Origin of the sequence: Streptomyces sp. SID11385 (genome assembly GCF_010548245.1) — a bacterium.
Lineage (GTDB): Bacteria > Actinomycetota > Actinomycetes > Streptomycetales > Streptomycetaceae > Streptomyces.
Genome location: NZ_JAAGLR010000179.1, coordinates 1 through 202, shown reverse-complemented (window position 1 = coordinate 202; position 202 = coordinate 1). Strand labels below are relative to the sequence as shown.

Annotated in this window: 1 protein-coding gene; it reads right to left on the bottom strand. The window is 76.2% G+C overall.

What is annotated here, in order from left to right:
* Positions 1 to 169 (bottom strand): helix-turn-helix domain-containing protein (locus G3I42_RS05335; RefSeq protein WP_164282823.1); only part of this gene is annotated, 169 nt, incomplete at its 3' end.
* Between the last annotated feature and the right edge of the window lie 33 nt (positions 170 to 202).

Genomic DNA, 202 nt, shown 5'->3' with positions numbered 1-202 from the left:
GCTCGGCCGCGTACACGGCCTCGACCAGGGCCTCGCGGGTCGGGAAGTGGCGGTACAGCGTGCCGATGCCGACACCGGCATCGCGGGCGATGCCTTCGAGCGACACCGGGCCCTCGGCCGCCGCGAAGGCCGCCCCGGCGACCCGGACGAGCTTGTCCCGGTTGCGCAGCGCGTCGGCGCGGGGGGTACGCGGCTTCTTCCC